Genomic DNA, 20,708 nt, shown 5'->3' on the forward strand with positions numbered 1-20,708 from the left:
CGAGTCCCCACTGACGGAACGGATCGCTCATGTATCTCGGCATCGACCTCGGCACTTCGGAAGTGAAGGTGCTGCTGCTCGCCCCGGACGGCACGGTCGTCGGCACCGCCGGCTCGCCGTTCACCGTGTCGCGGCCGCATCCGCGCTGGGCCGAACAGCATCCGGACGACTGGTGGCAAGGCACGCTCGCCGCGCTCGCCTCATTGCGCGCACGGCATCCGCAAGCGTTCGCGGCCGTGCGCGGCATCGGCCTGTCGGGCCAGATGCACGGCGCCGTGCTGCTCGGCCGCGACGATCGCGTGCTGCGCCCCGCGATCCTGTGGAACGACATGCGCAGCGCCGACGAGTGCGCGCTGCTCACCGAACGCGCGCCCGATCTCCACGCCCTCGCCGGCAATCTCGCGATGCCGGGCTTCACAGCGCCGAAGCTGCTGTGGGTCGCGAAGCACGAGCCCGATGTGTTCGCGGCGACTGCCTGCGTGCTGATGCCGAAGGATTACCTGCGGTTCCGGCTCACCGGCGCGAAGGTGTCCGACCCGTCGGACGCAGCCGGCACGCTGTGGCTCGACGTCGCGCGCCGCGACTGGTCCGACGCACTGCTCGCCGCGTGCGGAATGACGCGTGACCAGATGCCGCGCATCGTCGAAGGCAATGCGCCGTCCGGCACGCTGCGCGCGGACATCGCGCGCGAACTCGGGCTGTCGGAGGCAGTCGTGGTAGCCGGCGGCGGCGGCGACAACGCAACGAGCGCGCTCGGCATCGGTGCGATCCACGCAGGCGACGGCTTCGTGTCGCTCGGCACGTCCGGCGTGCTGAGCGTGGTCGGCGATCGCTTCATGCCGAACCCCGCATCGGCCGTGCATGCGTTCTGCCATGCGATTCCCGATCGCTGGCAATTGATGAGCGTCGTGCTGTCGGCCGCGAGCTGCCTGCGCTGGGTCTGCAAGCTGACCGGCACCGACGAGCCCGCCCTGCTCGCCGAAGTCGAGGCGCTCGACGCCGACGCGCTCGCGACGGCCCCGCTGTTCCTGCCCTACCTGTCCGGCGAGCGCACGCCGCACAACGATCCGTACGCACAAGGCGTGTTCTTCGGGATGACGCATGCGACCGAACGCGCGCATCTCGGCTACGCGGTGCTCGAAGGCGTGACGCTCGGCCTCGCCGACGGTCTCGACGCGCTGCATGCGGCCGGCGTCGAAACCGCCCAGCTGTCGCTGATCGGCGGCGGCGCGCGCAGCGCGTACTGGGCACAACTGATCGCCGATGCGCTGAACGTGCGCACGCGCCAGCACGGCGGCGGCGAAACGGGTGCGGCGCTCGGCGCGGCGCGGCTCGGCTGGCTGGCTGTCGGCGGCGATCCGCATGCGGTGCTGGCCAAGCCGCCGGTGCGGGCCGAATACGCGCCGGATGCCGCCCGCCATGCGCTGCTGCGCGAACGCCTCGATGCGTTTCGTTCGCTGTACCGCCACGTGCGGCCGCTGTACGAACCGTCGCGCGCACGGCTCGCGTAAGCGCCGCCCGTCACGCGTGCCGGCCGTCGGCCGCATGCGCGACATGCGGTACAGTGGATGCCGTCATGCGGCCCGCCGGCCGGTCCGCGGGCGGCCCCCCAGCTCCGAACCGAATCGCTATCGTGTCCAAGTCCTCAGAAAAACTCGATCTCGCCACGCGTGCCGCGTGGCTCTACTACGTCGCGGGCGACACGCAGAACGAGATCGCGGAAAAGCTGCAGGTGTCGCGCCCGGTCGCGCAGCGCCTCGTCGCGTTCGCGGTCGAGAAGAACCTGATCCGCGTGCGCGTCGACCACCAGCTCGCCGACTGTCTCGATCTCGGCGCGCAGCTGTCGAAGCGCTACGGCCTCGCGATGTGCGAAGTCGTGCCCGTCGATGCCGATGCGCCCGACGCGATCGACCGCAAGCTGGCCGTCGCCGGCGCGCAGGTGATGGAGCGCTACCTGAACGAAACGCGGCCGATGGTGATCGCGGTCAGCAGCGGCCGGACGCTGAAGGCCGCGGTCGCACAGATCGCGCAGATCGACCGACCGCAGCACCGCCTCGTGTCGATGGTCGGCGCGATCGCGGCCGACGGTTCGTCGAACCGCTACGACGTCGCGCAGTACATCTCCGAGAAAACCGGCAGCAAGCACTTCCTGCTGCCCGCGCCGCTGTTCGCCGACAGCGCCGCCGAGCGCGCGCAGTGGTGCAATCACCGGCTGTACCGGATCGTCGAGGCGCTGTCGGGCCAGGCCGACGTCGCGTTCGTCGGGATCGGCAACATCGGCCCGCACTGCCCGCTCTACGAAGACGGCTTCATCACCGAACAGGAGCGCGACGAGATGACCGCGCTCGGCGCGGTGGCCGAACTGCTCGGCGTGCCGATCGACGCGCAAGGCAAGCTGATCGATGTGTCGACCGGCACGCGCGTGACGAGCGTATCGCTCGCCACGCCGCCGAAGCGCCCGACGATCGCGTTCGCGGGCGGCCCGAAGAAACGCGATGCGGTGATCGCCGCATTGCGCGGCGGCTGGATGTCGGGGCTCGTCACCGACGAGACGTGCGCGAGGGCGGCCCTGGAAGCGTAGCCGGCGTGGCGGCTTCCCGTCACCGCATGCGGTCGCCGCACGGCGGATCGCCGACGCGTCCGGACAACCCGGGCGTCACTGCAGAAACCCGAGCATCGCGGCCTTCATGACGGCCTCCGCCTTGTTGGCCGCACGAAGCTTGCGCATCACATTCATCAGGTGAAACTTCGCAGTCCGGTCATAGATGGACAGAATCAGTCCGATATCGGCATACGTCTTGCCTGCCGCAGTCCATTTCAGCCCCTCCTTCTCGCGCGCCGTCAGCGTCTGGCACACCTCCGGCATCGCCGTGGCAACGACGAGGCGCGCGCCAGGACGGCGCCGGGCATGCGGGCAATCTGAATCGCGCCCGCACCTGCGGGCTCACGCGGCGCGCGGCGCCGGAAACGCATGCCGGCGAGCCCGCCATGCGCCGACCCACGCGGCCGCCAGCAGCGCGACGAGCACCCACGGAATCGCGCCCGCCCCCGTTGCGCCGAGCAGCATCCCGCCCGCGATACCGCCACCCGCGATCGCGAGGTTCCACACCGTCACGAGCATCGACTGCGCGACATCCGCCGCCTCTCCCGCGGCGTTCGCGGTGGCCGTCTGGAACAGCGTCGGCGCGCCGCCGAACGCGAGCCCCCACAGCGCGACACCCGCATAGACGATCGCCATGCCGGAACCGGCGCCGAGCATCGCCGCCGCGATGGCGAACAACGCGATGCTGGCGAGCGTCAGCCGCCGTTGCGCGGCGCCGATCCACGCGCCCGTCAGCGCGATGCCGACCAGCGACGCGATACCGAACACGAGCAGCACCGCATCGACCTGCGCGCCCATCCGCACGCCCGCGAGAAACGGCGCGACGTACGTATACAGCATGTTGTGCGCCAGCACGTACGCGAACATCACGGTCAGCACCGGCCGCACGCCGGGCAGCGTCATCACGCCGAGCACCGGCTCGCGCGCGCCGGCCTGCTGCCCCGGATAATCGGGCAGACGCCAACGGATCCAGCCGATCAGCACGAGCGCCGCGAGCGTGATACCCGCGAACGCGACGCGCCACCCGAGCGCCGCGCCGAGTGCGGTGCCGGCCGGAATGCCGATCGACATCGCGACCGGCGCGCCGAGCATCGCGACCGCGATCGCCCGGCCACGCAACGAGGCATCGACCATCCGGCTCGCGTAGCCGGCAAGCAGCGCCCACAGCAGCCCGGCCGCCATCCCCGCGACGAAGCGCGCGGCGAGCGTCAGCGCGTAGTACGGCGACACGGCCGTCAGCGCATTCGACACGACGAAGCCGGCCAGCGCCGCGAGCAGCAGCGTGCGCCGGCGCATCGCGCGCGTCGCGGCGACGAGCGGAATCGCCGCGACGATCGAGCCGAGCGCATACACGGTCACGAGCTGGCCGATCAGCGCCTCGGGCACGCGCAGGTCGGTGCTCATCAGCGGCAGCAGGCCGGCAGGCAGCGCCTCGGTGAGAATCGTGATGAACGCGGCCGTCGCGAGCGCCAGCAGGTTCGCAACCGGCAGGCGCGCGCCGGCCTGCACCGGCTGAACGGCCAGCTCGTCTTCGATCGTCGTGCAGTCGCTCATGCCGCGCTCCCGGTTTCGACGCCGTAGACCGCATCGCGCACCGCGGTCACGATCCGCCCGTCGAGGCCCTCGTACAGCGTGTTGGTCAGCGCGACGGCCGTCAGCCCCGCCGCGCGGTCGACGAACCACGTGTGCCCGTACGCGCCGCCCCCGCGCCAGGTGCCGACCGACTCCGGCGACTGCGCGGCCACCGGATCGCGCAGCACCGAGAACCCAAGCCCGAAGCCGAAACCGGGTGCATCCCGCAGTTCGCCCGCACCCGGCTGGACACGCGCCATCTCGTCGACCCATGCGGGTTCGAGCCAGCCGTCGCGGCCCGTGCGCAGCGCATCGAGCAGCGTCACGCAATCGCGTGCGGTGCCGACCATCCCCGCGCCGCCCGACGGCCACGCATCGGCATCGAACACGCGCGCCGGCTCGAAGCGGATGCCGATCGTGCCGTCGAACACCGGCACGAGATCGACGTCCGCCATCCGGCGCGGGGCGCCCGGCGTGCTCACGTAAGGCGTCGCGACGCGTGCGGCGTCGTGCGCGACGAACGCGGTATCGGTCATCCCGAGCGGTGTCGTGACGAGCGCGGCGACCGCGTCGGCGAGCGGCCGCCCGTCGACCGCCTCGATCAGCGCGCCGACCACGTCCATCGAGAGCGAATAGCCCCACGACGTACCCGGCGCGAACTGCAGCGGCACGCTGGCGATGCGCCGCAGGTTCTCGGCGAGCGAGAGACCCGAGCGGTCCATTCCGTCGGACACGCCGGCGCGTGCATACGGGCCGTCGCCGTCCGCTTCGAGGAAGCGGTAGCCGAGGCCGGCCGTATGCGACAGCAGATGACGCAACGTGATGACGGCAGGCGTGCCGTCGGCCAACGTCGGGCGGAATCCGGGCAACGAGCGGGCGACCGGTTCGTCGAGCTCGATGCGCCCCGCCACGGCCAGCCGCATCGCGGCGGCCGCCACGACCGGCTTCGTGACCGACGACAGGCGAAACAGCGCGTCGTCCCGCATCGGCGTGCCGGCTTCCCGATCGGCAAGACCGACGGCGCGCGCATAACGCAGCTCGCCGTCCTGCGCGACCAGCACGACCGCGCCGACCATGCGCGCGTCGGCGAGCGCGCGATCCAGCGCGTCGTCGAGCCGGTGGCGCAACGCGGCGTCCGGTTCCACGCGCAAGGCGGTGACAGGCAGGGATGACATGACGTGACCTCTCGACAATGAACGAGCGCTCATCGTAGGGAGCCGACGCAAGAAGAAAAACCGGGGTAGAGTTCCGGACAATCCGGACGCCGGCGTCCGCAATCGGAAACTCGCATGGAAAACCTCGGCGGCTTCGTCGTGTTCGTTCAGGTCGCGGAAACGCGCAGTTTCGTCGCGGCCGGACGTGCGCTCGGGCTATCGGCTTCGGCGATCGGCAAACGCATCGCGCGGCTCGAGGCGCGGCTGAAGGTGCGGCTCTTTCACCGCAGCACGCGCAGCATCACGTTGACCGCCGAAGGCACGCGCTTTCTCGAACGGTGCCGGCGCGTGATCGCCGAGCTCGACGCGGCCGAGCAGGAACTGACGCACAGCGCCGAAGCGCCGCGCGGGCGCTTGCGCGTGAGCCTGCCGACGATCGGCACGCTGCTGCTGCCGGTGCTCGCCGATTTCATGGCCGCGTATCCGGAAATCGAGCTCGACATCGATTTCAGCGACCGGCTCGTGGACGTCGTCGACGAAGGGTTCGACGCGGTGCTGCGCACCGGCCAGCCCTCGGATTCCCGGCTGTCGTCGCGGCTGCTCGGCCACTTCCGCCAGCACCTCGTCGCGTCCCCCGGCTATCTCGACCGGCACGGCACGCCGCGCACGCCGGCCGATCTCGCGCAGCACCGCTGCCTGCACTACCGTTTCCCGACCAGCGGCAAGCTCGAGACCTGGCCGCTGCGCGTGCCGCGCGCGGGCACGCCGCCCGAAGTGCCGGTCGCGATGGTCAGCAACAGTGCGGAAGCGCGCCTGTGCTTCGCGCTGCGCGGGCTCGGCATCGCGTGCCTGCCCATCTTCTTCGTGCGCGAGGCGCTCGCGGACGGCACGCTGCGCGCGGTGCTCGACGAACACGTCGCGAGCTGCACGCCGGTCTACGTGCTGTGGCCGTCGGGCCGCCACCCGACGCCGAAGCTGCGCGCGTTCGTCGATTACATGGCCGCGCACCTGCCGCTGTGACCGCGGCCGGCCGTCATGCGGCCTTCGCGTGCACGCTCAGCCGGCGGAACGCCTGGCCGTGTTCGTCGAACAGGTGGCAGTGCTCGGCCTGCGCGTGCACGTGGAGCGCCTCGCCGGTGCGGTACGTGTCGAGCGGCGGAATCCGCGCGATCAGCCCGTCCGGCGCAACGGCCGACTCCGCATACAGGTACGCGGCATCGCCGAGCGATTCCACGGCCATCGTCCGCGCGGCCACGCCGGTGGCCGCGGCTTCGACCTTCAGGTGCTCGGGCCGCACGCCGACCGTCACCGCCGCGCCGCGCTGCAGCCCCGCCGCCTCGACCGCGACGCGCTGCGTCTCGCCGCTGTCGAAGCGCACGAGCACGCCGCCGGCATCGACCGAATCGACGGTCCCCATCAGGAAGTTCATCTTCGGCGAACCGATGAAGCCCGCAACGAACTGGTTCGCCGGCGCGTGGTAAAGCTCGTTCGGCGTGCCGACCTGCTGCACCGCGCCGCCCGACAGCACGACGATCTTGTCCGCGAGCGTCATCGCCTCGACCTGGTCGTGCGTCACGTAGATCATCGTCGTCTTCAGCTCGTCGTGCAGCCGCGCGAACTCCAGCCGCATCTTCACGCGCAGCGCTGCGTCGAGGTTCGACAGCGGTTCGTCGAACAGGAACACCTTCGGCTTGCGCGTGATCGCGCGGCCGATCGCGACACGCTGCCGCTGGCCGCCCGACAGCTGCTTCGGCTTGCGGTCGAGCAGATGGTCGATGTGCAGGATCTTCGCGGCGTTCTTCACGGCCTGGTCGATCTCGGGCTTCTTCGCGCCCGCGAGCTTCAGGCCGAACGCCATGTTGTCGTACAGCGTCATGTGCGGGTACAGCGCATACGACTGGAACACCATCGCGATGCCGCGCTTCGCGCTCGGCACGTCGTTGACCTTCGCGCCGTCGATCAGCAGGTCGCCGCTCGAGATGTCCTCGAGGCCCGCGATCATCCGCATCAGCGTGGATTTTCCGCAGCCGCTCGGGCCGACGAACACGACGAATTCGCCGTCGGCGATGTCGAGGTTCACGTTGCGCAGCACTTCGGTTTCGTCGTAGCGCTTCGCGATGTTGCGCAGGAGCACGCTTGCCATGATCTGTCTCCGTTCGTTCGTGATGCGTGATGCGCCGCGTCGAACGCGGCGCGCAATCGTTCGTGGTTGCTAGTTCGGCAGCACCGCGCCGGTCGCCTGCCAGCGCGCGACGTAACCGGGCAGTTCGTGCATGTCGTCGAATATGTGACGCGCGCCGATCCCGCGCAGCGCGTCGATCTGCGCGGCCGACGCATGCCCGCCGCCGACGAAGCCGAGCACGGTCATGCCGGCCGCGGCGGCCGCGGTGATGCCGGTCGCGCTGTCCTCGACCACGAGGCACTGCGCAGGCACGACGCCGAGCGTACGCGCGGCCGCGAGATACACGTCCGGCGCGGGCTTCGGCCGTGCGACGGCATCCGCGCAGAACAGCCGGTCGCCGAAGAAGCGCGCGAGGCCCGTGCGCGCCAGCGCCGCCTCGACGTACGTGCGGTAGCTGTTGCTCGCGCAGGCCGTCGTCAACTGAATCGCGTCCAGCGCCGCATCGATGCCGTCTACCATCGGCGCGTTGACGGCCGCCGCCTCGACCGCGCGGCGGATCGCGTCGACATCGCCGGCCGACAGCGTGCGCCCGACGGCGTCGCCCGCGCCGGCCAGCACGCGCTCGATGCGCAGCCCGAGCAACGGCATCACGGCCGGCCGCGCATCGACGCCCGGCCAGCGCGCGTCGAGCTCGCGCACGATCACGTCGGCCGCCACGGCCTCGCTGTCGATCAGTACACCGTCGCAATCGCAGATCAGGACGTTCGCGCTCATTTGACGGCTCCGAACGTGAGCCCGCGCACGAGCTGCTTCTGCGACAGCCAGCCGACGATCAGGATCGGCGCGACCGCCAGCAGGGAAGCTGCGGACAGCTTCGCCCAGAACAGCCCTTCGGGGCTCGAGTACGACGCGATGAACACGGTGAGCGGCGCGGCGTTCGAGCTCGACAGGTTGATGCTCCAGAACGCTTCGTTCCACGACAGGATCACGAGCAGCAGCGCGGTGGAGGCGAGCCCCGGCAGCGCCATCGGCATCAGCAGGTAGACGATCTCCTGCCACGTCGACGCGCCGTCGATGCGCCCGGCTTCGAGGATGTCCTTCGGGATCTCGTTGAAGTACGTGAAGGTCATCCACACCGCGATCGGCAGGTTGATCAGCGTGTAGACGATCACGAGACCCGACACGGTATCGAGCAGCCCCGCGTTTTTCCACAGCAGGTAGATCGGCACGAGCACGCCGACCGACGGCATCATCTTCGTCGACAGCATCCACAGCAGCACCTTCTGCGTGCGGTGGTTCGGGAAGAACGCCATCGCGTACGCGGCCGGCACCGCGAACAGCAGCGAGATCACCGTGACGCCGGCCGAGATCAGCACCGAATTCCAGGCGAACGAAAAGTAGTTGCTGCGCGCGAATACCTCGCGGAAGCTGTCGAGCGTCGGCATGAAGAACAGCGTCGACGCATACGCCTGCTGCTCGGTCTTGAACGCGGTGATCGCCATCCAGAAGATCGGGAAGAACAGCAGGAGCGCGATCAGCCACGCGAGCGTGCCGGGCAGCGCACGCCGCACGAGGTCGAACACGGCCGGCACGCGCCGGCCTTCGAAGGTCAGGTCGCTCATTTTTCGTACTCCCCCTTCAGGTTGCGCGCGAGCATCCGCACCAGGAAGAACGACACGACGTTCGCGACCACGACGGCGATGATGCCGCCCGCGGACGCGAGGCCGACGTCGAACTGCTGCAGGCCGAGCGCGTAGATCAGGTACGACAGGTTGGTCGTCGCATCGCCGGGGCCGCCGCCGGTCGTGGTGTAGATCTCCGCGAAGATCGACAGCAGGAAGATCGTCTCCATCATCACGACCACGGCGATCGCGCGCTTCAGGTGCGGCAGCGTGATGTAGAAGAACATCGCGATCGGGCCCGCGCCGTCGATGCGCGCGGCTTCCTTCTGCTCCTGGTCGAGCGACTGGATCGCGGTGAACAGGATCAGGAACGCGAACGGCAGCCACTGCCACGCGACGATGATGATCACCGCGGTGAGCGGGTAGTCGGCGAACCAGTCGATCGGCGTCATCCCGAGCGCGCGCATCGCGTTCGCGACGAGCCCGTACACCGGATGCAGGATCATGTTCTTCCAGATCAGCGCGGACACCGTCGGCATCACGAAGAACGGCGCGATCGCGAACAGGCGCGCGACGCCCTGCCCGTAGAACTTGCGGTCGAACAGCACGGCCATCAGCACGCCGCCGACCACCGTGATCGCGAGCACCGCGCCGATCAGCACGAGCGTGTGCCAGATCGCGGGCAGGAACGACGGATCGGTCGCGAGGAAGCGGTAGTTGTCGAGCCCGGCGAAACCTTTCACGTCCGGGTTCAGCAGGTTGTAGCGCGAGAACGAATACCAGATCGTCATCGCGAGCGGGATCGACATCCACAGCAGCAGCACCGCGACGGACGGCGAGACGAGCCAGCTCGCGCCGCCGCGCGCGCGGCGCGGCGCGCCGGGCGGCGACGACGCGTCGCCGACCGACGGCGCGTGAGCATGGCTCAGGGGAAGACGTAAATGACGCATGATCGGCGTTCCTCCGGTTGATGCGCGGGCGCGAACGGCCCGCCCGCCTTTCGGCTTCGCCGGCCCGCGACATGTGCAACGGCGCACGCCGCGAGCCGCGTGACTGCCGGCGCGTTACTTCTTGTAGCCGGCCTGCCGCACCGCGCGGTCGGCGGCGGCCTGACCGGCGGCGAGCGCCTGGTCGACCGTCATCTGGCCCGCGACCGCACCGGCGATCGACTGGCCGACCACCGTGCCGAACGACTGGAATTCAGGAATCCCGACGTACTGCACGCCCGTGTACGGCACCTTCTTCAGCGACGGATCGTTCGGGTCGGCCGTCTCGATCGCCTTCAGCACGAAGTCCGAGAACGGCGCGGCGGCCTTGTACTCGGGGCGCTGGTAGGTCGACGTGCGCGTGCCCGGCGGCACCGACGCCCAGCCTTCGTCCTTGCCGACCATCTCGATGTACTGCTTCGACGTCGCCCATGCGATGAACTTGCGCGCGGCGTCCTGCTGCTTCGACGTCTTCGGCACGGCCAGCGCCCACGCCCACAGCCAGTGCGAGCCCTTCGGCGTGGCGGCGACCGGCGCGGCCGCGAAGCCGATCCTGTCGGCCACCTGCGACTGCTGCTTGTTGTAGAGCATCCCGGCCGCGACCGTCGCGTCGATCCACATCGCGCACTTGCCCGATGCGGTGAGCGTCAGGTTCTCGTTGAAGCCGTTCGAGCTCGCTCCCGGCGGGCCGTCCTTCTTCAGCAGGTTCACGTAGAACGTGATCGCCTTCTTCCATTCCGGCGACGTCAGCTGCGCATTCCAGTTCTCGTCGAACCAGCGCCCGCCGAACGTGTTCACGACCGTCGACACGTACGCCATGTTCTCGCCCCACCCGGCCTTGCCGCGCAGGCAGATCCCGTAGGTCCCCTTCGCCTTGTCGGTGAGCTTGTCCGCGAACTCGGCGATCTGGTCGTAGGTCGGCTGGTCGGGCATCTTCAGCCCCTTCGCCGCGAACAGGTCCTTGCGGTAGAACGTCATCGAGCTCTCGACGTAGAACGGCAGCGCGTACAGCTGGCCGTTGTACGACAGGCTGTCGCGCGCGGTCTTCACGATGTCGTTCAGGTCGTAGTCGGCGGGCAGGCCCGTGATCGGCGCGAGCCAGCCGCGCTTGCCCCACTGCGGCGTCTCGTAGGTGCCGATCGCCATCACGTCGAACTGGCCGCTGCCGGTCGTGATGTCGGTCGTCGCGCGCTGGCGCAGCACGTTTTCCTCGAGGATCACCCAGTTCAGCTTGATGTCCGGGTTCGCCTTCTCGAACGCCGGCGACAGCTTCTTCAGCTCGATCATGTCGGGATTGTTCAGCGTCGCGATCGTCAGCGTGCCGGCGGACGCGGCGCAGGCCGCCGTCGCGAGCGCGGCTCCGGCGAAGCAGCGTGCGGCGGCGTCGAGCATCTTTCGTTGCATGGCATGTCTCCTGTGTTTGTTAGGGTCTGTTTCCATATGGAACGCACATGCGTTGCCACGAGAACGGCCGCTCGCGAGGCGCGCGACGCTGCGAATACTGGACGTATTCGCAAGGAGCGCAACGCGGCGAGCGGCCGTTCTCGTGGCAACCCCAAACTAAAAAAATACATTCCACGGGAATGCCCGAAATCGCCCACATGGCGGCGTCGCTCGTCGCTTGTTTGGCTCGGCCAAACGGCGCTCCTCACTTCTTGCCCTGCGAGCGATTTCGGGCATTCGCATGTGCGTTCCATATGGAAACAGACCCTAGTGTCGTCGGTCCTGCGTTTCCTTCGCGGCCCGTCATGCCGGCCGCTGCATTCCGCACGCGCGCGCATAGTGCGCGATCACGTCGCGTATCCGGTGGCGCACCCACGCGCGCGGCTCCTTCGCGAGCCCGCCCGTGCGGCACGCCGCGTAGACATCCGGCAGCCACTGCGCGACGAGCGTCTCCGGCACCGGCTGTCGCGCGAGGTTGTCGAACAGTTGCTCGACCGCGGCCGCGACGGCCGGCTGCAGCCAGTAGTAGCGAATCCGGTCGCTGTAGCTGAACTGGCGCGCGAGCCGCTGCTCGGTTTCGTCGCCGCGGTAGTACGGCGCCCAGTGCTCGGGCTGCGCGCGCATCGCGGCGTCGACCACGTCGCGCAACCGCGAGCGCTGCCCGACGTCGCCGGTCAGCGCGTCCTCGATGAAGGTCAGCGCGAACAGCGCCTCGCGCAGCGCGAACGTCAGTGCGGGGCCGACCTTCAGCACCGCAAAGTGGTCCCGCACGAGCGCGGCGAGTGCACCCTCGGTCTGGTAATCGGTCGAATGCGCCTCAAACACGAGGTGCGGTGTCTGCAGGATACTCGCGCCGAGCGCCGCGGCCTTCGCGCTGTCGTAGTCGAGCACGTGGCGATCGTCGAAGTCGACGCCCGGCTGCGCAACGATCGCGACGACGCGCGCCCACGCGTCGTCGAGCCCGGCCGCCGCGAACGCGGCGCGGTGCGCATCGAGCGTCGCCGCGATGCTGTCGCTGCGCGTGACCGCGATCTGCGCGATCGCCGCCTCGCCGTCGTGGCCGTTGTTGCCGCTGACTTCACCGCCCGGCGTCGGCACCTCGGTGCCGATCACGTAGACGGGCGCGATGCCGGTGCGCGCCGCCGCGTCTTCCGCCACGCGGCACAGTTCGGCCGCGCGTGCGGCGATCGTGCGATCGTCGAGCCGCACCGGATCGTCCGCGCACGCCATGCTCGCATCGAGGTGGATCTTTTCGAAGCCGGCTTCCACATAGGCGGCGACCATCGCGCCCGCCTCGCGCATCGCATCGGCCGCGCGGCGGTGCCGCCACGGGTTCGGCCCAAGATGGTCGCCGCCGAGCACGAGCGCCGACGGCGCCAGCCCACAACGCCGGGCGATCGCGTCGACGTCGCGGCGGAAATCGGCGGGCGTCATGCCCGTATAACCGCCGAGATGGTTCACCTGGTTGCAGGTCGCCTCGATCAGGAGCGGCGAGCCATCCGCGCGCGCCGCTTCGCACGCGGCCTCCAGCACGAGCCGGTGCGCGCTGCAGATCGAATAGATGCCGCGCTGCGCGTCGGCGCGGTTCGCATCGAAGATCATCCGCAGCACGGCGTCCGCATGGGCGGTGCGCGGGCGTTCGGCGAAGGTCGTCAGGCCGGACATGCGATACCTCGTTCGGTCAGGAAGCGGTCGATCTCGGCCGCGCTGCTGTTGCCTTCCATCGGGCCGCGCCGCGTGACCGCGATTGCGCCGGCCGCGTTCGCGCGGCGCAATGCGGCATCGATCGGCACGCCCGCGACGAAGCTCGCCACGAGCGTGCCGCCGAAGCAGTCGCCGGCGCCTGTCGGGTCGATTTCGTCGACCTGAAAGGCCGGTGCTTCGACGCGGTCGGCGCGGTCAAATGCAACGCTGCCTTGCGCGCCGCGTTTCAGCACGACACGCTCGAGCAACGGATGCGTCGCGAGCAGGCCCGCGATCGCGCGCTCGGCCGGCTGCGGCCCGCAGAAGAACGGCAAATCGGCCTCGCTCGGCATGAACAGGTGGCACGCGGCGAGCATCGTCTCGAGCGCCGCGCGCATCGGGCGAAAGCTCAGCATCTCGGGCCGCACGTTCGGATCGAACGACACCTTCGCGCCGGCGCGCGCGGCCTCGATCACGCCGCGCTGCACAGCGGCGATCGCCGATTCGCTCGTCAGCGACGAGCCCATCACGTGGAAATAGCGGCAGCCGTCGAACATCGCGGTATCGACATCGGACGCATCGACGCACGCGGCCGCACTGGTGGACAGACTGTAGACGAAGCTGCGCGAGCCGTCGTCGCGATACGCGACGAACGCGGTGCCGGTCGGACGCGCGACACGACGGATGCGCGCGACGTCGACACCGTCGCGCTCGAGCCGCGCGACGATCGCGTCGCCGAACGCATCGCGGCCGACGCAACCCGCATACGCGACGCGCGCGCCGAGCCGTGCGGCCTGGTCGGCGAAGATCGCCGGCGCGCCGCTCGGGAACGGCCCGGCGAACAGGCCCGGCGCGTCGAAACCCTGGCCGCGCTCGGCGGCGACGAATTCGGCCAGCAGTTCGCCGGCGACGACGATCTCGGCCATCAGGCGTGCCCTCCCCGTTCGACGGTGGCCGCGGTGAGCGGCGCGGCCGCCCCGTCGCAGGCCGGCCGGCAGGTGACGCGTGCGAGCGGCGTCACGTCAGCTCATCCAGTTGCCGCCGTCGACGTTCAGCGTCTGGGCGGTGACGTAGTCGGCGTCGGACGACGCGAGGAACAGCGCGGCGCCCGTCAGGTCGCCCGGCACGCCCATGCGGCCGAGCGGCACGGCTTCGCCCACGAGCCGCTTCTTCTCGCCGAGCGGCCGGTTCTCGTAGCGCGCGAACAGCGCATCGACCTGCTCCCACATCGGCGTGTCGACGACGCCGGGCGCGATGCCGTTCACGTTGATCCGGTGCGGCGCGAGCGCGAGCGCGGCCGACTGCGTGTAGCTGATCACCGCGGCCTTGGTCGCGCAGTAGTGCGAAACGAGCGCCTCGCCGCGACGCCCGGCCTGCGACGACATGTTGACGATCTTGCCGCCGCGCCCCTGCTCGACCATCCGCTGCGCGACGGCCTGCATCAGGAAGAACAGCCCTTTCACGTTGACCGCGAACAGCCGGTCGAACACGTCCCACGATTCGTCGAGGATCGGCCGCATGTCGAACAGCGCCGCGTTGTTGAACAGGATGTCGACGCCGCCGAAGCGCTCGACCGCCGTGGCGACGATGCGCTCGATGTCGTCGCGGCGCGTGACGTCCGCGGTGATGGCCACCGCGCGGCCGGGGTTCGCTTCGATGAGCCGCGCGAGCGAGCCGCTGGCAGGCTTCAGGTCGACGAGTACGCAGCGCGCGCCCTCGTCCAGATAGCGTTGCGCGACCGCCTCGCCGATGCCGCTTGCGGCGCCCGTCAGGATCGCGACCTTGTCTTCCAGTCTCACTGGCTGTCTCCGGTTCGTTCTGCTTTACGACGGCCGCGAGATGAACTAACGCTCGCCGACCGATCAATTGCTCTCTTGTTGATCGAATGATCGGATACGCGATTCGCGCTGTCAAGGCAACATGACGGCTTTCTATGATGCGCTGCGGCACAACGGCGCACCGCGGCGGCCCGCCACGCGCGCCCGGCAAGGCGCGGCGCGCGCGGTGCGGCGCGGTCGGATCGGCGATGAAGGGGACGGAGCGACGACGAAAAGGGGAATTCGCGCTGCACGGCGCGGCGATACGTTATATCATCGCCATACTTTGTTTCACGCCCAGCTTCACGCCATGGCTACCTCATCGTCCATTGACGCCCGGCTGTCCCGGGCCGACGCATTCGCCGCCGAGCACGGGCTCGCGTGGACGCCGCTGCGCCGCCAGGTCTACGAACGCGTGCTGGCCGCGCAGCGCCCGATCGGCGCGTACGACCTGCTCGCCGAGCTCGAGCCGCAGCGCGGCCGCGTGCCGCCCACGACCGTCTACCGCGCGCTGGATTTCCTCGTCGAGCACGGCTTCATCCACCGGATCGAATCGAAGAACGCGTTCTTCGCGTGCTGCGAGATCGGCGTCCCGCACGAAGGCCAGTTCCTGATCTGCGATTCGTGCGGCGACACCGTCGAGATTCCCGGCGGCGACCTCGCGAAGCAGTTGTCCGCGAGCGAGCCCGCGCACGGTTTCGAAGTCCACCATCAGGTCGTCGAGCTGAGCGGCCTGTGCGGACACTGCAAGCGCAAGCCCGCGCAGCGCTGACGCGTATCGGGCGGCACACGCGCCGCCCCCTTCCAACGAGGAGTTCCATGCCCATTGCCCTGAAGCGCGCGCCGCGGCGCGCCCTGACGCCTGTCCGCTGGCTCGCCGCTGCCGTCTCCACGGCCGCCGCGCTGTCGCTCGCGGCGCCCGCGTTCGCGCAGGCCGCGACCGTCAACGTCGTCGCCGCCGAGAATTTCTACGGCGACGTCGCGTCGCAGATCGGCGGCAGCCATGTCGCGGTGACGAGCATCCTCAGCAATCCCGACCAGGATCCGCACCTGTTCGAAGCGAGCCCGAAGACGGCCCGCGCGCTCCAGCACGCGCAGGTCGTGATCTACAACGGCGCGAACTACGATCCGTGGATGAGCAAGCTGCTCGGCGCGTCGAAGCAGGCGAAGCGCGCGACGATCGTCGTCGCCGACCTGGTCGGCAAGAAGGCCGGCGACAACCCGCACCTGTGGTACGACCCGGCGACGATGCCGGCCGCCGCACGCGCGATCGCGGCCGAACTCGGCCGCGCCGATCCGGCGAACAAGGCCGAATACGATGCGAACCTGCAGAAGTTCGTCGCGTCGCTGAAGCCCGTCGACGACAAGGTCGCCACGCTGCGCGCGCAGTACAAGGGCGTGCCGGTGACGGCCACCGAGCCGGTGTTCGGCTACCTGTCCGACGCGATCGGCCTCGACATGCGCAACCAGCGCTTCCAGCTCGCGACGATGAACGACACCGAAGCCAGCGCGCAGGACGTCGCCGCGTTCGAGAACGACCTGCGCAAGAAGCAGGTACGCGCGCTGATCTACAACAGCCAGGCCGAAGAACCGATGACCAAGCGCATGCTGAAGATCGCACGCGACGGCGGCGTGCCGACCGTCAGCGTCACCGAGACGCAGCCGGCCGGCAAGACTTTCCAGCAATGGATGGCCGGCCAGCTCGACGCGCTCTCGGCCGCGCTCGCCGCCGGCAAGAAATAAACAACCGTAACGCCATGACCGCCACTCCCCACGCACTCGCCGTCGATCGCGTCACGCTCGAACTGGGCGGACGCACGATCCTGCGCGACGTCAGCTTCGCGATCGAACCCGGCGAATTCGTCGGCGTGCTCGGGCCGAACGGCGCGGGCAAGACGACGCTGATGCGCGCGGTGCTCGGCCTCGTGCCCGTGTCGGCCGGCACGCTGTCCGTCGGCGGCGTGCCGGTCGTACGCGGCAACGCGTCGATCGGCTACATGCCGCAGATTCGCAGCGGCCTCGCGAACCGCCGGATGCGCGGCTACGACTTCGTCGCGATGGCCGCCGACGGCCACCGCTGGGGGCTGCCGCACACGAACGCGGCGACGCGCCGCGACGTCGACCGCGTGCTCGATCTCGTCGGCGGCCCGACGCTTGCCCGCCGGCCGCTGTCGGAACTGTCCGGCGGCGAGCGGCAGCGCCTGCTGCTCGCGCAATGCCTGCTCGGCAGCCCGAAGCTGCTGCTGCTCGACGAGCCGCTGATCAGCCTCGACCCGAACCACCAGCGCGGCGTCGTCGAGCTCGTGCGCAACGTGCAGCGCGAGCTCGGCATCACCGTGCTGTTCTCCGCGCACGAACTGAATCCGTTGCTGAACGCACTCGACCGTGTGCTGTATCTCGGCAACGGCGTCGCGGCGCTCGGCACCGTCGACGAGGTGATCACGAAGCCCGTGCTGTCGCGGCTCTACGGATCGCCGATCGACGTGATGCGCGTGAACGGCAAGATCTTCGTGATGTCGGGCGACGTCGAGATCGAGAAGCACGACCACGAACACGAGGACGACGACGGCCACTCGCACGGCGGTGGCGGCGGCCACGGCCATCACCACCACGGACACGCTCATCCCGGGCACTCGCACGATGTTTGAATACGACTTCATGATCAACGCCTTCGCGGCGTCGGGGATCGTCGCGGTGCTCGCGGGCATCGTCGGCTACTTCCTGGTGCTGCGCGGGCAGACCTTCGCCGGCCATGCGCTGTCGCACGTCGGCTTCACCGGCGCGACAGGTGCAGTGCTGCTCGGCATCTCGCCGATCTGGGGGATGGTCGGTTTCACGCTCGCGGCCGGGATCGGGATGGGCGCGCTCGGCGAAAAGCTCGCGGGCCGCGACGTCGCGATCGGCGTGATCCTGTCGGGTGCGCTGGGTTTCGGCCTGCTGTTCCTGCATTTCTACACGTCGTTCGCGACGCAGGTCACCGCGCTGCTGTTCGGCAACGTGCTCGCGGTGAGCCACGACACGCTCGCGGTGCTCGCCGGCATCGGCGCCGTGAGCCTGCTCGCGCTCGCGCTGATCGCGCGGCCGCTGCTGTTCGCGTCGCTGCAGCCCGAACTGGCCGAAGCCAAGGGCGTGTCGCTGCGCACGGTGTCGATGCTGTTCCTCGCGGTGTGCGCGCTCGCCGTGGCCGCGGCCACGCAGATCGTCGGCGTGCTGCTGGTGTTCACGCTGCTGGTCGGGCCGGCTGCCGCCGCGCAGAACGTGACGACGCGGCTGTCGACCGGCGTGCTGCTCGCCGCGCTGTTTGCGTTGTTCGAGGCATGGCTCGGCATCGTGCTCGCGTATCACACCGACTGGCCGACGAGTTTCTGGATCACCGCGCTGTCGGCGCTCGTGTACGGCGCAAGCCTGTTGCGGCGCCACTGATCGACGCCCGACGACCATGAAAAACGCCGGCGTGCCCGAGGGCAGCGCCGGCGTTTTTTCATGCACCCGCTCGTGCGGCGCGCCGTATGTCGCCGCGTGCCGCCGTGTGCGTTATGTGCTCCCCTTCCCGCTCATCGCGCGAGCACGCGCGCGTGATGCGCGATGTGATCGGCGATGAACGTCGAGATGAAGTAGTACCCGTGGTCGTAGCCCGGATGGCGGCGCAGCGTCAGCGGCTGGCCGGCCTTCGCGCACGCGGCTTCGAACACGTCGGGGTTGAGCTGGTTCGCGAGGAACTGATCCGCGAGGCCCTGATCGACGAGGATACCGTCCGCGAACTTCGGCGCATCGGCGCGCGCGACGAGTTCGCTCGCGTCGTGTGCCTTCCAGGCGTCGCGATCGGCGCCGAGGTAGCCCGAGAAGGCCTTCTCGCCCCACGGGCAGCGTGTCGGCGCGGCGATCGGCGCGAACGCCGATACCGACCGGTACAGCCCGGGATGACGCAGCGCAAGCGTCAGCGCGCCGTGCCCGCCCATCGAATGACCGAAGATCCCGAGCCGCGCGCCGTCGATCGGCAGTTCGGCCGTGACGAGTTCGCGCAGCTCGCCCGTCACGTACGACTCCATCCGGTAATGCGCGGACCACGGCGCTTCGGTCGCGTCGACATAGAAGCCCGCGCCGACGCCGAAGTCCCACGCGTCAGTCTCGCCCGGCACGCCCGCGCCGCGCGGGCTCGTGTCCGGCATCACGAGCGCGATGCCGTGCTGCGCCGCGTATTGCTGCGCGCCGGCCTTGATCGCGAACGTCTCGTCGGTGCACGTGAGCCCCGCGAGATAGAACAGCGCCGGCACGCGGCCGTGCGCGGCCTGCGGCGGCAGGTACACCGAGAACTTCATCGGCAGGCCGATGGCCGCCGAATCGTGACGGTAGAAACGCTGCTCGCCGCCGTGGCACGCATGCGAGGAAACGAGTTCGAGCATCGCGGTGCGCTCCCGGTCAGTACAGCACGACCGAACGGATCGACTCGCCGGCCTTCATCAGGTCGAAGCCTTCGTTGATCCGCTCGAGCGGCAGCGTATGCGTGATCAGGTCGTCGATGTTGATCTTGCCTTCCATGTACCAGTCGACGATCTTCGGCACGTCGGTGCGGCCGCGTGCGCCGCCGAACGCCGAACCCTTCCACTCGCGGCCCGTCACCAGCTGGAACGGACGCGTGCTGATTTCCTCGCCCGCTGCCGCCACGCCGATGATGAACGACTGGCCCCAGCCCTTGTGCGTGCACTCGAGCGCCTGGCGCATCAGCTTCACGTTGCCCACGCATTCGAACGAGTAATCCGCGCCGCCGTCGGTCAGCTGCACGATGTGGTCGACCACGTTCTCGACTTCGTTCGGGTTGATGAAGTGCGTCATCCCGAACTTCTTCGCGAGCTCGACGCGCTTCGGGTTGATGTCGACGCCGATGATCTTGTCCGCGCCGACCATCTTCGCGCCCTGGATCACGTTCAGGCCGATCCCGCCGAGGCCGAACACGACGACGTTCGCGCCGGCCTCGACCTTCGCCGAGTACACGACCGCGCCGACGCCCGTCGTCACGCCGCAGCCGATGTAGCAGATCTTGTCGAACGGCGCGTCCTCGCGCACCTTCGCGACCGCGATCTCCGGCACGACGATGTAGTTCGAGAACGTCGACGTGCCCATGTAGTGGAACAGCGGCTTGCCGTCGAGCGAGAAGCGCGACGTCGCATCGGGCATCAGGCCCTTGCCCTGCGTCGCGCGGATCTTCTGGCACAGGTTGGTCTTGCGCGACAGGCAGAACTTGCACTCGCGGCATTCGGGCGTGTAGAGCGGAATCACGTGGTCGCCCTTCCTCACGGTGCCGACGCCGGGGCCGACGTCGACCACGACGCCCGCGCCTTCATGGCCGAGGATCGCCGGGAAGATCCCTTCCGGATCGGCGCCCGACAGCGTGTAGTAGTCGGTGTGGCAGATGCCCGTCGCCTTCACCTCGATCAGCACTTCGCCTGCGCGCGGCCCTTCGAGATCGACTTCCTCGATCGTCAGCGGTGCGCCCGCCTTCCATGCAATCGCGGCTTTCGTCTTCATCGTGTGACTCCTGTCTGTGTGTGAGGTCGGCCCGGGTTCGCGCGTCGGCGCTCATGTCGACCGGCCTGGGTGCGCCAGCACCGACGCCGGCCCAATGCTTCGCACCGGGTTCCATGCAAAGCGGTCGAAACCATGCCGCGCGGCGTCGCGCGCGGCACGGCGAAAGAATCTCGTGCTCGCC

General features: G+C 69.4%; 20 protein-coding genes. 7 read left to right on the forward strand and 13 right to left on the reverse strand.

Annotation, left to right across the window (positions count from 1 at the left end; all coding sequences use genetic code 11):
- Positions 1-29 precede the first annotated feature (29 nt).
- Complete coding sequence (gene xylB / locus ACTJLD_RS24260; protein WP_060086445.1) at positions 30-1,511, forward strand: xylulokinase; 1,482 nt, start codon at positions 30-32, stop codon at positions 1,509-1,511.
- A 122-nt stretch (positions 1,512-1,633) separates the two neighbouring features.
- Positions 1,634-2,581, forward strand: a complete 948-nt coding sequence (locus tag ACTJLD_RS24265; protein ID WP_034195854.1) for a sugar-binding transcriptional regulator — start codon at positions 1,634-1,636, stop codon at positions 2,579-2,581.
- 75 nt (positions 2,582-2,656) lie between these two features.
- Here ACTJLD_RS24265 and ACTJLD_RS24270 read toward each other — a convergent pair whose 3' ends face one another.
- The 3 genes from ACTJLD_RS24270 to ACTJLD_RS24280 all read right to left on the reverse strand — a co-directional run bounded on the left by ACTJLD_RS24270 (position 2,657) and on the right by ACTJLD_RS24280 (position 5,349).
- A complete protein-coding gene (locus ACTJLD_RS24270; protein WP_440659794.1) occupies positions 2,657-2,857 on the reverse strand; it encodes a helix-turn-helix domain-containing protein in 201 nt (66 codons plus the stop codon).
- Positions 2,858-2,944: 87 nt separating this feature from the next.
- On the reverse strand, positions 2,945-4,156 hold the full coding sequence (locus ACTJLD_RS24275; RefSeq protein WP_440659795.1) for an MFS transporter: 1,212 nt from the start codon (positions 4,154-4,156) through the stop codon (positions 2,945-2,947).
- Positions 4,153-5,349: a serine hydrolase domain-containing protein gene (locus ACTJLD_RS24280; RefSeq protein ID WP_440659796.1), complete on the reverse strand. Its 1,197-nt coding sequence runs from the start codon at positions 5,347-5,349 to the stop codon at positions 4,153-4,155. Before ACTJLD_RS24280 ends, ACTJLD_RS24275 begins: the two co-directional genes overlap by 4 nt.
- A 114-nt stretch (positions 5,350-5,463) precedes the next feature.
- Here ACTJLD_RS24280 and ACTJLD_RS24285 point away from each other — a divergent pair, with 114 nt between their 5' ends.
- Complete coding sequence (locus tag ACTJLD_RS24285; protein WP_021159534.1) at positions 5,464-6,348, forward strand: LysR family transcriptional regulator; 885 nt, start codon at positions 5,464-5,466, stop codon at positions 6,346-6,348.
- Positions 6,349-6,361: 13 nt separating this feature from the next.
- Here the strand turns inward: ACTJLD_RS24285 and ACTJLD_RS24290 are convergent, their stop codons facing one another.
- From ACTJLD_RS24290 to ACTJLD_RS24325, 8 genes are all read right to left on the reverse strand, one after another.
- Complete coding sequence (locus ACTJLD_RS24290) at positions 6,362-7,471, reverse strand: ABC transporter ATP-binding protein (protein WP_321967575.1); 1,110 nt, start codon at positions 7,469-7,471, stop codon at positions 6,362-6,364.
- A gap of 69 nt (positions 7,472-7,540) precedes the next feature.
- Positions 7,541-8,224 (reverse strand): HAD family hydrolase, encoded by a 684-nt coding sequence (locus tag ACTJLD_RS24295; RefSeq protein WP_321845484.1) that lies wholly within the window; start codon positions 8,222-8,224, stop codon positions 7,541-7,543.
- A complete protein-coding gene (locus ACTJLD_RS24300; protein ID WP_027789251.1) occupies positions 8,221-9,072 on the reverse strand; it encodes a carbohydrate ABC transporter permease in 852 nt (283 codons plus the stop codon). The genes ACTJLD_RS24295 and ACTJLD_RS24300 overlap by 4 nt, the downstream gene beginning before the upstream one ends.
- Positions 9,069-10,022, reverse strand: coding sequence for a carbohydrate ABC transporter permease (locus tag ACTJLD_RS24305; RefSeq protein ID WP_021159530.1), 954 nt, complete (start codon positions 10,020-10,022; stop codon positions 9,069-9,071). Before ACTJLD_RS24305 ends, ACTJLD_RS24300 begins: the two co-directional genes overlap by 4 nt.
- Positions 10,023-10,136: 114 nt before the next feature.
- Complete coding sequence (locus ACTJLD_RS24310; protein ID WP_021159529.1) at positions 10,137-11,462, reverse strand: ABC transporter substrate-binding protein; 1,326 nt, start codon at positions 11,460-11,462, stop codon at positions 10,137-10,139.
- Between the two features lie 342 nt (positions 11,463-11,804).
- Positions 11,805-13,166 (reverse strand): D-tagatose-bisphosphate aldolase, class II, non-catalytic subunit, encoded by a 1,362-nt coding sequence (locus ACTJLD_RS24315; RefSeq protein WP_440659797.1) that lies wholly within the window; start codon positions 13,164-13,166, stop codon positions 11,805-11,807.
- The gene (locus ACTJLD_RS24320) at positions 13,154-14,110 is read right to left on the reverse strand and encodes a sugar kinase (RefSeq protein ID WP_027789249.1); all 957 of its coding nucleotides are present in this window, start codon (positions 14,108-14,110) and stop codon (positions 13,154-13,156) included. The genes ACTJLD_RS24315 and ACTJLD_RS24320 overlap by 13 nt, the downstream gene beginning before the upstream one ends.
- Positions 14,111-14,206: 96 nt before the next feature.
- On the reverse strand, positions 14,207-14,983 hold the full coding sequence (locus ACTJLD_RS24325) for an L-iditol 2-dehydrogenase (RefSeq protein ID WP_027789248.1): 777 nt from the start codon (positions 14,981-14,983) through the stop codon (positions 14,207-14,209).
- Positions 14,984-15,311: 328 nt separating this feature from the next.
- Here ACTJLD_RS24325 and ACTJLD_RS24330 point away from each other — a divergent pair, with 328 nt between their 5' ends.
- The 4 genes from ACTJLD_RS24330 to ACTJLD_RS24345 are packed head-to-tail and all read left to right on the forward strand — an operon-like array spanning position 15,312 to position 18,424.
- A complete protein-coding gene (locus ACTJLD_RS24330; RefSeq protein WP_011546084.1) occupies positions 15,312-15,773 on the forward strand; it encodes a Fur family transcriptional regulator in 462 nt (153 codons plus the stop codon).
- A 47-nt stretch (positions 15,774-15,820) separates the two neighbouring features.
- Positions 15,821-16,744, forward strand: a complete 924-nt coding sequence (locus ACTJLD_RS24335) for a metal ABC transporter solute-binding protein, Zn/Mn family (protein ID WP_440659798.1) — start codon at positions 15,821-15,823, stop codon at positions 16,742-16,744.
- 14 nt (positions 16,745-16,758) lie between these two features.
- Positions 16,759-17,649, forward strand: a complete 891-nt coding sequence (locus ACTJLD_RS24340; RefSeq protein WP_059692641.1) for an ABC transporter ATP-binding protein — start codon at positions 16,759-16,761, stop codon at positions 17,647-17,649.
- Positions 17,642-18,424, forward strand: coding sequence for a metal ABC transporter permease (locus ACTJLD_RS24345; RefSeq protein ID WP_027789245.1), 783 nt, complete (start codon positions 17,642-17,644; stop codon positions 18,422-18,424). The genes ACTJLD_RS24340 and ACTJLD_RS24345 overlap by 8 nt, the downstream gene beginning before the upstream one ends.
- A gap of 131 nt (positions 18,425-18,555) precedes the next feature.
- On the opposite strand, the gene fghA is transcribed toward ACTJLD_RS24345, so the two are convergent.
- Together fghA and ACTJLD_RS24355 are read right to left on the reverse strand one after the other, a co-directional pair.
- Complete coding sequence (gene fghA, locus ACTJLD_RS24350; protein ID WP_021159522.1) at positions 18,556-19,404, reverse strand: S-formylglutathione hydrolase; 849 nt, start codon at positions 19,402-19,404, stop codon at positions 18,556-18,558.
- A 16-nt stretch (positions 19,405-19,420) separates the two neighbouring features.
- Positions 19,421-20,527 carry an S-(hydroxymethyl)glutathione dehydrogenase/class III alcohol dehydrogenase gene (locus ACTJLD_RS24355; protein ID WP_006483756.1) on the reverse strand — a complete coding sequence of 369 codons (1,107 nt, stop codon included), beginning with the start codon at positions 20,525-20,527 and terminating at the stop codon, positions 19,421-19,423.
- Between the last annotated feature and the right edge of the window lie 181 nt (positions 20,528-20,708).

This window comes from Burkholderia sp. 22088 (assembly GCF_052045915.1).
Lineage (GTDB): Bacteria > Pseudomonadota > Gammaproteobacteria > Burkholderiales > Burkholderiaceae > Burkholderia > Burkholderia cepacia.

What these genes read in the sequence shown, in the direction of transcription:
- xylB (WP_060086445.1), top strand. Translation starts at nt 30, where the DNA reads ATGTATCTCGGCATCGACCTCGGCACTTCGGAAGTGAAGGTGCTGCTG.
- ACTJLD_RS24275 (WP_440659795.1), bottom strand. Translation starts at nt 4,156, where the DNA reads ATGAGCGACTGCACGACGATCGAAGACGAGCTGGCCGTTCAGCCGGTG.
- ACTJLD_RS24280 (WP_440659796.1), bottom strand. Translation starts at nt 5,349, where the DNA reads ATGTCATCCCTGCCTGTCACCGCCTTGCGCGTGGAACCGGACGCCGCG.
- ACTJLD_RS24285 (WP_021159534.1), top strand. Translation starts at nt 5,464, where the DNA reads ATGGAAAACCTCGGCGGCTTCGTCGTGTTCGTTCAGGTCGCGGAAACG.
- ACTJLD_RS24290 (WP_321967575.1), bottom strand. Translation starts at nt 7,471, where the DNA reads ATGGCAAGCGTGCTCCTGCGCAACATCGCGAAGCGCTACGACGAAACC.
- ACTJLD_RS24295 (WP_321845484.1), bottom strand. Translation starts at nt 8,224, where the DNA reads ATGAGCGCGAACGTCCTGATCTGCGATTGCGACGGTGTACTGATCGAC.
- ACTJLD_RS24300 (WP_027789251.1), bottom strand. Translation starts at nt 9,072, where the DNA reads ATGAGCGACCTGACCTTCGAAGGCCGGCGCGTGCCGGCCGTGTTCGAC.
- ACTJLD_RS24305 (WP_021159530.1), bottom strand. Translation starts at nt 10,022, where the DNA reads ATGCGTCATTTACGTCTTCCCCTGAGCCATGCTCACGCGCCGTCGGTC.
- ACTJLD_RS24310 (WP_021159529.1), bottom strand. Translation starts at nt 11,462, where the DNA reads ATGCAACGAAAGATGCTCGACGCCGCCGCACGCTGCTTCGCCGGAGCC.
- ACTJLD_RS24315 (WP_440659797.1), bottom strand. Translation starts at nt 13,166, where the DNA reads ATGTCCGGCCTGACGACCTTCGCCGAACGCCCGCGCACCGCCCATGCG.
- ACTJLD_RS24320 (WP_027789249.1), bottom strand. Translation starts at nt 14,110, where the DNA reads ATGGCCGAGATCGTCGTCGCCGGCGAACTGCTGGCCGAATTCGTCGCC.
- ACTJLD_RS24330 (WP_011546084.1), top strand. Translation starts at nt 15,312, where the DNA reads ATGGCTACCTCATCGTCCATTGACGCCCGGCTGTCCCGGGCCGACGCA.
- ACTJLD_RS24335 (WP_440659798.1), top strand. Translation starts at nt 15,821, where the DNA reads ATGCCCATTGCCCTGAAGCGCGCGCCGCGGCGCGCCCTGACGCCTGTC.
- ACTJLD_RS24340 (WP_059692641.1), top strand. Translation starts at nt 16,759, where the DNA reads ATGACCGCCACTCCCCACGCACTCGCCGTCGATCGCGTCACGCTCGAA.
- ACTJLD_RS24345 (WP_027789245.1), top strand. Translation starts at nt 17,642, where the DNA reads ATGTTTGAATACGACTTCATGATCAACGCCTTCGCGGCGTCGGGGATC.
- fghA (WP_021159522.1), bottom strand. Translation starts at nt 19,404, where the DNA reads ATGCTCGAACTCGTTTCCTCGCATGCGTGCCACGGCGGCGAGCAGCGT.
- ACTJLD_RS24355 (WP_006483756.1), bottom strand. Translation starts at nt 20,527, where the DNA reads ATGAAGACGAAAGCCGCGATTGCATGGAAGGCGGGCGCACCGCTGACG.